This window comes from Sphingomonas sp. (genome assembly GCF_031380695.1).
Taxonomy (GTDB): domain Bacteria; phylum Pseudomonadota; class Alphaproteobacteria; order Sphingomonadales; family Sphingomonadaceae; genus Sphingomicrobium.
Genome location: NZ_JANMWY010000295.1, coordinates 1 through 9075 on the forward strand (window position 1 = coordinate 1; position 9075 = coordinate 9075).

Here is a 9075-nt window from a genome sequence, read left to right on the forward strand (position 1 = left end):
ATGCTGCACGAGCAATTGTCGACCTTCTACCGCGGGTTCCGCCGCGATGCGCATCCCATGGCGGTGATGTGCGGGGTGGTCGGCGCGCTGAGCGCCTTTTACCACGATAGCACCGACATCACCGATCCCAAGCAGCGCATGATCGCGTCGCACCGGCTGATCGCCAAGATCCCTACGCTGGCGGCGATGGCGCATAAATATTCAATTGGGCAGCCGTTTGTCTATCCGCAGAACGACTTGTCCTACGCCGGCAACTTCCTGCGCATGACGTTCGGCGTCCCGGCCGAGCCCTATGAGGTCAATCCGATCATCGAAAAGGCGATGGACAAGATTTTCATCCTCCACGCCGATCATGAGCAGAATGCGTCGACCTCCACGGTGCGACTGGCGGGATCGTCGGGCGCTAATCCGTTTGCCTGCATGGCGGCCGGCATCGCCTGCCTGTGGGGACCAGCCCATGGCGGGGCGAACGAAGCGGCGCTCAATATGCTGCGCGAGATCGGCGACGTGAAGCGGATCCCGGAATATATCGCCCGTGCCAAGGACAAGGACGATCCGTTCCGGTTGATGGGCTTCGGCCACCGCGTCTACAAGAATTTCGACCCGCGCGCGAAGGTGATGAAGGCGACCGCCGATGCGGTGCTCAAGGAACTCAACCTCGTCGACCCGGTCCTCGATGTGGCCAAGGAACTCGAGCATATAGCGCTCAACGACAGCTATTTCGTCGACAAGAAGCTCTATCCCAACGTCGATTTCTATTCGGGCGTGATCCTCAACGCGATCGGTTTTCCGACCGAGATGTTCACCGTGCTGTTCGCGCTGGCCCGCACGGTTGGCTGGGTCGCGCAGTGGAACGAGATGATTTCCGACCCCGAGCAGAAGATCGGCCGCCCGCGGCAATTATATGTCGGGGCGGTCCAGCGCGATTACGTCGCGGTGGGCCAGCGTTAAGCCAGCGGCAGATCCAGCGTAAACCGCGATCCCTCGCCCGGCACGCTGTCGAGCAGGATCATGCCTTCCATCGATTCGGCCAGGCGGCGGGCGATGGCGAGGCCGAGACCGGTGCCGGGTTCGGTGCTGCCCAGCCGTTCGTAGCGTTCGAAAATACGCTGTTGATCCTCGGGCGCGATGCCGGGGCCACGGTCGGCGACGGTGAGCGTCGCGCGGTCGTCGTGCGCGGCGATCGAAATCGTCACCGGTATCCCCGGCGGCGAATAGCGCACCGCATTGCCGAGGATGTTGACGATCACCTGGACAATCGCGCCCTTCTCGCCGTGGGCGAACACCCGGCCTGAAGCCATCAGGTCGACCGCGACACCCTTGGCCTCGCCCGCCGACGCGACCAGTGCGATCGCTTCGGAGGCGGCGCCGATCAGGTCGATCCGCTCGGCTGCGATCGGCGCGCCGTCGTTCATGGCGTGAATGACCGACAGCAGGTGGCGGCCGGCGGCGGCGATGTCGCCAGCATAGGTGGCGTAGTCGGTGCGGAGCGGGCCGTCGCTGCGCTCGACGATCTTGTCGGCGGCGGCAATGATCCGGTCGAGCGGCGAGCGCAGGGCGCGGTCAAGCTCGGCGTTGAAGCCATCGCCGCTGGGGGCGAGCGGACGGTCTTCAACCAGCGCCAGCGTCGCCGCCACCGCGGCCGCCCGGCCAGCGAAGCCGGCGAACTGGCCGCTTTCGTCGAGCAGCGCGTCGCCGGAGAGGATCAGCTGGACCGAGTCGGCATCCCGGGCGGTGCAGAGCTGGCCGCCGAACGCCTCCTGCGACGCAACGGCGGCGAGGATCGGCAGGTCGCCCGCCGCGTCCTCCGCGAGCTTGAAAAAACGCGTTAGCGGCTGGCCGATCGCGTCTCTTGGCGACACGCGCAGTCGGTCGGCGAGGTCGGGGGCGAGCGCGGTCAGGCGCAGGCGGGCGTCGGTGGCCCAGCTGCCGGCCTCGGGATCGCGCGCGACGCTAGCCTCGTCGTCGGTAGGCAGCACCAAGTCGAGCCGCGGCGTCGCGGGCGAGCGCGGCTGCCACCCCTCGATCGCCAGCGCGACCTCGTCGCCGTCGAGCGTGGCGCGGACCCACAAATCATAGTCATGCTCGGCACCGGCGGTAAGCACCGAGCGCGATATGGGCACGCCGAGATCGCGCGCGAGCCGCGCCACGGCGGCGAGCTGCGGCAGCGCAAGACGCGCGCCCAGGCTCGATCCCGCCTCCGCCTGAAGCGCGGCGAGCGGAGCGTCGGCGGCGATCAGCCGGCCGTCGCGATCGACGCGACCAGTGACGATGCCGGAAGTGTCGGGCACGCTAGCCACGCAAATGCGCTCGGGCAGCGACATAGGCCGGCGGCAGGCGCCATTCGCCGCGCGCATCCTCTACCGCTTCGTCGCCGATGCGATCGAACCGCGCCATCTCATCGGCAGGATCGGCGATACCGGACAGCAGGGCGAGGTCGGCAACGAGGCGGGCTGCGCTGGATCGGCCGAGACCCGCCAGTCGGGCGAGCAGCGCGAACCGCCCTTTCTCGCCCGCGACGAGATGGTCCCATACGGTCGGCTCCGGGACATGGGCACGGTGCGCGAGCAGGGCCGAAAGCAGCCCGATCTCGCCCTGTTGCGCGGCGTCTTCGATCAGCGGATCGTCGAGGCGGCCGGCACCATCGAGCAGCCGGACGAGCGTCGCCAGCCGGGCATCGAGCCGCTCGCCTTCGTCATGGCGCGAGAGCAGCGCCTCCGCGCCCTGCGCCAGCGCGCGGTCGATCGCCGGATGATCGGGCAAGGGCGTGCGCAGCGCGGCGGCGATCTGTTGGGCAAGCACGACCGCTTCCTCGGCCGGCAGATCGTCGAACAGCAGCCGCCCCTGGCCGAACCTGTCGCGGCGGCGACCGCGCGCCAGCACCAGCGCCATGGCTGCGGCGGCGATGTCGCCATCGGCATCGGCGATCCAGCGCTGGATCAGCTGCGCGCGAGCTGGGGAGCCATGGGGGCGGAGTGCGATGCCAAACCGCTGCTCGTCGGCACGGCGCAGCAGCAGTGCAACCAGCGCCGGGCGATCGAGTAGTCCCGAACGCGACAGGCGGGCGATCAACGCCTCATGCCCGTCATCGCCGATCGCATCGAGTCCGTCGGGCAGCGCGGCGATCACTTCGTCGGCCAGCGTCGCGATAAGGTCGTCGAGCATCGCGGTCATCAGCGCCCGTTCCTGCTCGCTCAACCGGGCCGCAGGATCGAGGAAGAAGTCGCGCCGGACAGTGGCCAGCCGATCGCGCGCCACGGGGCGCACGAGCGCCACGAGCGGGTCGGCAGGGGTAGCAATCGGCCATTCCTCTGACATCATGCCCCTTGATAGCCGATCGAGGTTAATAGCACCTCAATCGGTTTCGCGCGTCAGGCGGCGCGGGCGATGCGGTGGCGCAGGTGCTGGACGAGGAAGAAGGAAGCGGCGGCATAGAGCGCCAGCCCGCCGAGCAGCACGTTCCACCAGCCAAGCGCGGCGAATGGCACTGCGACGACGATCGCGGTGCGGCGGGCGAACAGCCAGTGGCGGAACGGCTCGTCGACCCCGCCCCGCTCGATCCGCGTCGCCTGGGCAAAGGCGGCGGCGGCTAGCGCGGCGACTATCGCGCCCCAGCCGCCGCTACCGTGCCGCGCGCTCCACCAGCCCAGCGCGACCAGCGCGGCGCCGGCGGCGGGCCATAGCGCGCGCTTCGACCACAGGGTGAGCGCGAGGGGGCGAAGCCGCAGGGTGGCGAGACGGGCAGCGACGAGATCGAGCGGCATCGACAGCAGCAGCATCGCCAATGCCGGCCACAGCCAGCCCCGCGTGAACGCAAATGCCGCGCCGACGGTCAGCGCCAGCGCGGCGTCGACCAGCCATTCGGGACGGACCTTCGTCTCCATCAGCTGCTCGGTCGCGAATTCTTCGATCACCGGCAGGAGATATCGTGCAACCATATCGCGCCGCGCGCCCCGCGATGCGACGAGCAGCCGCCGCTCGAACCCGCCGAGATCGCTCGCCTTCTCGGCCAGCAGCGGCCCCCCTCCCGGTCCGTCGAGCCGGACCAGCCGCGCCCCCGCCTGCACCGCGCGGCGCAGCAGCGTCGATTGCAAATCCCAGTCGCCGAGCATCGCCGCGGTCGAGCCCAGCGTGGCGGCGTCGATCAGCGCGATCCCGCCCCAGCGGCTGTCGCTGTCGATCCTCTCGTAATGCTCATGTTCTTCGTCGTCGGGCAGCGTGGCGATGGCTGCTTCGTCAATCTCGATCAGCCGCGTCAGCTCGTCGATCTCGGGCGCGATCCCGTCGGCGATCTGGAGGATGCGGGTGCCCGCTTCGAACCGGCTCGCGGCGTCGTTGCCGTCGCTGACGGTGGTGACGAGGATGCCCTCCGCCCTCAGGCGCGCGAAGGCTTCGGTCAGCGCCGTCGGGACATGGTCGACGATGACGACGATCGGCGACGCGCCAGTGGCGGCGGCACAGCGCGCCTGATATTCGACCAAAGTGCGCCCGGCGAGTGGCAGCAGGGCACGCAGGCTCCCACTGTCGTCTTCCTGATAGGCCGCAATCAGCGCGCCGAGCGCCATGGACTTCCCCGCCGGTTAAGCGGACGCCTTAGGCATGGCGGCCGCCCATATCTACCCTCGGCGTTTGCTCCTTTCACATATGCCGAAAGATGGTAAACATATCGGTCATGGAACCGCACCCGCTCCGCCCCGCCGCGTCAGACCCCTCGATCCGCGAGGAGGTGCCGCCGGTCGCCGGGCCGATCACGGAGCCGGCCGCGCCGGACTTCAATGTCGACGAGTGGCACGAAGCGCGCGCCGAACATGACGGCGCGGGCGGACGGCTGGTGCTCGGCTGGGCGCTGTCGCTGCTGGCGATGGCTTGGGTCGGCTTTACCTCTTGGTCCGCCGGGCGCGCGCTAAGCGGTGCGCCACTGAACGCGCCGGCGCTCGCGCAATGGATTGCGATCGTCACCGGGCCGCTGGCGCTGATGGGACTGATATGGCTGATGTTCGGCCGCACCCGCCGCAAGGAGGCCGAGCGATTCACGCGGACCGTCACTGCGATGCGCGGCGAGGCACGCTCGCTCGAGGCGCTGCTGGCGGTGCTGTCAGCGCGGATTGGCGACCATCACCAGGCGCTGACCGGCATGACGACGCAGATGATGGGCCTTGGCGACGAAGCCGCCCAGCGTATCGGCGCGGTCACGCGTGAGCTGGAGGCGGGCACGGCGCGGATGGCCGAACATGGCGCGGCGCTCGATCGCACGGCGGAGACAGCCCGCAGCGACATCGGCGTATTCCTCGCCGACCTGCCGCTGGCCGAGGAGCGGGCGCGGTCGATGGCCGAGCTGCTGCGCAGTGCGGGAGGTGAGGCGCTCCATCGGACCGGCCAGTATGAGCAGCAGGTCGCATCGCTGACCGAGCGCACCCGCGAGGCCGATGGCGTCGTCGGCGAAGCAGCCGGGCGGCTAGTGACGCATCTGACCCATATAGAAAGCGCGAGCGCGGCGGCGCGGGCGCAACTGGACGAGACTGCCGCCGCCCATCGCGGTGAGATCGAAGTGCTGATGGGCCATGCCGCCAAGGCGCTCGAATCGATCCGCAGCGGCATCGACACGCAGGCGGCAACGGTTGCGGCGCTGGTTTCGCAATCAGCGGCCGCCCTGGGCAAGGCGGGGCAGGAATCGGCCGACGCGCTGGGCAGCCGCCTCTCCACCGCGCGCGGAGCGATCGACGATCTGAGCGCGCGCATCGCCGAACAGGATCGGGCGTCACAGCGGCTGGTGGCCGAGCTCGCTGCCGGGCTGGCCGGGCTCAACGACCGTTTTCAGCAGCTGGCGCAGGACGGCGACCAGCGGGCGACCACGATGCTCGGCGCACTCGGCCGGGTGCGCGGCGAACTGACATCGCTCGGCGAGCAGGCCGGGGAACACGACGATCTGGTTGGCAATCTGGTGGTGCGGACCGAGGGACTGCGCGGCACGGTCGACACGCTCTCGGCGCAAATCCGCGACGTGCTCGGTCAGGCGCTGGGCGAGGCTGAAGCGGGTGCGGCCAAGATCGCCGGCCATGCCGAAGCGGCGCGGCCGCATGTCGAATGGGTCCGCGACGCAGCGGTCGAGGCAAGTGAGCGGCTGGCGAGCGGCGCGCATGCCGCCGAGGAACAGCATGACCGGCTGGCGGGGCTACTGGCGGCGGTTGACACCGGCATCGGCGGGGCCGAGCGGCGACTGTCCGAGCTGGGCGAGGCAATCAAGGTCGCGACCGACGACGCGGCACGGCTGAGCAATGAGACGAGCCCGGCGCTGATCGACGCGCTGCGCCAGGTGCGCGAGGCCGCTTCGCACGCCGCCGACCGGGCGCGCGCGGCGATTGCGGCGATCATCCCCGACTCGGCGACGGCGATGTCCGAGGCGACGCGCAAGGCGCTCGAGCAGGCGGTCCAATCGAGCGTCACCGAGCAAATGGCCGAGGTCGAGCGGGTCGCCACCCGCGCGGTCGAGGCGGCGCAAAGCGCGTCGGAGCGGCTGACGCGGCAAATGCTGTCGATCGGCCAGAGCGCGACGGCGCTGGAGGCGCACATCGACCGCACTTCCGAAACGCAGCGCCAACACGACAGCGACAAATTCGCCAAGCGCGTGTCGCTGCTGATCGATTCGATGCACTCCGCCTCGATCGACGTCGGCAAGATCCTCGCCGACGAAATCGACGACAAGAATTGGCACGCCTATCTCAAGGGCAATCGCGGGGTGTTCACGCGGCGCGCAGCGAAGCTGATTGGCGGCGGCGAAGGACGCGCGATCGCCGGTCACTATGAAAATGATCCCGAGTTCGCAGCCTCGGTCAACCGCTATGTCGCTGATTTCGAAGCGATGCTCCGCCGCATCCTGGCCGAACGCGACGGCGGGATGATGGCGGTAACGATGATGTCGTCGGACGTCGGCAAGCTGTATGCCGCGCTCGCCGGGGTCGATCGGCGGCGCTAAGCCGCATTTCCGAAGATCCGGTGGTAGACGTCGAAACTGTCGAGCCCGATCCAGCCATAGGTCCAGTTCAGGTCGTAAATTACAAACACGACCGTCGTGATCAGCGCCGCGCGCAGCAGGTGGCGCTTCAAGTCGAAGCGATGCGGCGCGCTCTCGGCCTGCCCCGGGACGCTCGCCGCGCCCACCTCCTCGCTGGTCCGCACCCCGAACGACAGCGACACGAAGGCCACCGCGACGAAGAACAGGAACCAGATCGCAATCGCGGGTTCCAGGCTCAGCAACGCGGCCTCATCGATCGATCGTCAGCAGGCTGACGTCGACCTGCGGTTTCTTGCCGGTCCACAGCATGGCGCAGCGCCGCACCGCCAGTCGCACCGCCTCGCGCGCCTTGTCCAGATCGCCTTTCGGCTGCCAGGCCTTGGTAGCCGCATCGGCGGCGTCGGCAATGAAATCGTCGAGGTCGACTTCCACCGGTACCCCGAACGAACGCACCAGCGGAGCCCCCGCCAACCGCCCCTTGGCCACCGGCAGCGCAACCGTAATCATGCCGTCGCGCGAAATCCGCCGCCGCGCATTGATCGTCGTGCCATCGGCCGGCAGGATGACATCACCGTCGAGCACCAGCCGCCCGACTCGCTCGGTGCCAATCTTCTTGGGACCGTTGGGGGCGAGGCGGATGACGTCGCCATTCTCCTGCTTGATCGCGCGCGGAATGCCATTGGCGAGGCCCCAGCGTGCCTGCTCGGCGAGGTGGCGCGGTTCGCCATGCACGGGCACGAGAATCTCAGGCCGCATCCATTCATACATCTTAGCGAGTTCGGGCCGCCCCGGGTGCCCCGATACATGAACATGCGCCTGCCGCTCGGTGACCGTCAGCACGCCGAGTTCGCTCAGCTGGTTCATGATCCGGCCAATCGCAAGTTCGTTGCCGGGGATCTGCTTGGACGAGAAGATGACCGTATCGCCCACGCCCATCTTCAGCTCATGCTGCCCGCCGGCGATGCGACCAAGCGCGGCACGCGGTTCGCCCTGGCCGCCGGTCGCGACGATCAGTACGTCCTGGCGAGGCAAGCGCATCGCCTCGTCGAACCGCACAGTCTCGGGGAAGTCGAGCAGATAACCGGTCGCCCGCGCGACCTTGAGGATGCGGTCCAGGCTGCGCCCGGCGACGCATACCGTGCGCCCGGCTTCCGCCGCGACCCGGCCGATCGTGGCGAGCCGTGCCGCGTTCGAAGCGAAAGTCGTGACCACCACTCGCCCCTCGGCCTTGCCGATTTCGTCGGCCAGGCCAGCGGCGACGCTTTCTTCGCTGCCCGACGCCGCGTCCTGAAACACATTGGTCGAATCGCACACCAGCGCGAGGATGCCCTGATCGCCGATTTTCGTGAGCGCCTCGCTTGACGCGGGCTTGCTGAGCACCGGCGTCTCGTCGATCTTCCAGTCGCCGGTGTGGAAAATCTTGCCGTACGGCGTCTCGATCAGCACACCATTGCCCTCGGGGATCGAGTGGGCGAGCGGCACGTATGTGATGCGGAACGGCGCCAGATCGACACTCCCGCCGCGCTTGACGATGTTGAGCTTGACCTGCCCCGATAGCCCTTCTTCCTCGAGCTTGCCGGCGATCAGCCCGGCCGTGAACGGCGTCGCATAGAGCGGCACCTTCAGGTCGGCGGCGAGATAGGGCAGCGCGCCGATATGATCCTCATGGCCGTGGGTCAGGACGATACCGACCAGATCCTTGCGCCGCTTCTCGATAAATTCGAGGTCGGGGAGGATCAGGTCGACTCCGGGCGTGTCGTCGTCGGCGAAGGTCAGCCCCAGGTCGAGCATGATCCACTTGCCGTCACATCCGTAGAGGTTGACGTTCATCCCAATCTCGCCCGATCCACCAAGGGCGAGGAAAAGTAGTTCTTTACCGGGTGTCATTCAGAAACTTTCAAAGCAATGATGGGTGCGGCAAGCAGTGCCAGTCCCTGGATGGTGAGGTCGGGTTCGATCGCGTCGATGGCGTCGGTGTGCTGGTCGAAAAGGGTGGCGAGGCCGCCGGTGGCGATGACCGTGACGGGACGACCGATTTCGGCCTTCAGCCGCACGACCAGCCC

The 9075-nt window shown here is 68.2% G+C and carries 7 protein-coding genes and 1 pseudogene; 2 read left to right on the forward strand and 6 right to left on the reverse strand.

What is annotated here, in order from left to right; genetic code table 11:
• The coding region (locus tag RMN84_RS10645) for a citrate synthase (protein WP_309612148.1) at nucleotides 1–951 on the forward strand (951 nt) is incomplete at its 5' end.
• On the opposite strand, the gene RMN84_RS10650 is transcribed toward RMN84_RS10645, so the two are convergent.
• Genes RMN84_RS10650 through RMN84_RS10660 form a run of 3 tightly spaced genes read right to left on the reverse strand, consistent with a single transcriptional unit; the run spans nucleotide 948 to nucleotide 4565 of the window.
• Nucleotides 948–2291: a HAMP domain-containing sensor histidine kinase gene (locus RMN84_RS10650; RefSeq protein ID WP_309612149.1), complete on the reverse strand. Its 1344-nt coding sequence runs from the start codon at nucleotides 2289–2291 to the stop codon at nucleotides 948–950. The genes RMN84_RS10645 and RMN84_RS10650 overlap by 4 nt on opposite strands.
• Nucleotide 2292: 1 nt before the next feature.
• Nucleotides 2293–3318, reverse strand: a complete 1026-nt coding sequence (locus tag RMN84_RS10655) for a DUF2336 domain-containing protein (protein ID WP_309612150.1) — start codon at nucleotides 3316–3318, stop codon at nucleotides 2293–2295.
• Between the two features lie 53 nt (nucleotides 3319–3371).
• On the reverse strand, nucleotides 3372–4565 hold the full coding sequence (locus RMN84_RS10660; protein WP_309612151.1) for a hypothetical protein: 1194 nt from the start codon (nucleotides 4563–4565) through the stop codon (nucleotides 3372–3374).
• 107 nt (nucleotides 4566–4672) lie between these two features.
• Between RMN84_RS10660 and RMN84_RS10665 the strand changes: the two genes are divergently transcribed.
• Nucleotides 4673–6973 carry a hypothetical protein gene (locus RMN84_RS10665; protein ID WP_309612152.1) on the forward strand — a complete coding sequence of 767 codons (2301 nt, stop codon included), beginning with the start codon at nucleotides 4673–4675 and terminating at the stop codon, nucleotides 6971–6973.
• On the opposite strand, the gene RMN84_RS10670 is transcribed toward RMN84_RS10665, so the two are convergent.
• The 3 genes and pseudogenes from RMN84_RS10670 to RMN84_RS10680 form a co-directional block, all read right to left on the reverse strand.
• Nucleotides 6970–7254: a DUF1467 family protein gene (locus RMN84_RS10670; protein ID WP_309612153.1), complete on the reverse strand. Its 285-nt coding sequence runs from the start codon at nucleotides 7252–7254 to the stop codon at nucleotides 6970–6972. The genes RMN84_RS10665 and RMN84_RS10670 overlap by 4 nt on opposite strands.
• Nucleotides 7255–7261: 7 nt before the next feature.
• Nucleotides 7262–8899: a ribonuclease J gene (locus tag RMN84_RS10675; protein WP_309612154.1), complete on the reverse strand. Its 1638-nt coding sequence runs from the start codon at nucleotides 8897–8899 to the stop codon at nucleotides 7262–7264.
• Nucleotides 8896–9075 (reverse strand): annotated as a pseudogene (locus RMN84_RS10680) (hypothetical protein); the annotation flags it as partial. The pseudogene RMN84_RS10680 and the gene RMN84_RS10675, both read right to left, overlap by 4 nt.

Excerpts from the sequence above, each read along its gene's own strand:
- RMN84_RS10665 (WP_309612152.1), top strand. The coding sequence starts at position 4,673 with ATGGAACCGCACCCGCTCCGCCCCGCCGCGTCAGACCCCTCGATCCGC.
- RMN84_RS10675 (WP_309612154.1), bottom strand. The coding sequence starts at position 8,899 with ATGACACCCGGTAAAGAACTACTTTTCCTCGCCCTTGGTGGATCGGGC.
- RMN84_RS10660 (WP_309612151.1), bottom strand. The coding sequence starts at position 4,565 with ATGGCGCTCGGCGCGCTGATTGCGGCCTATCAGGAAGACGACAGTGGG.
- RMN84_RS10655 (WP_309612150.1), bottom strand. The coding sequence starts at position 3,318 with ATGTCAGAGGAATGGCCGATTGCTACCCCTGCCGACCCGCTCGTGGCG.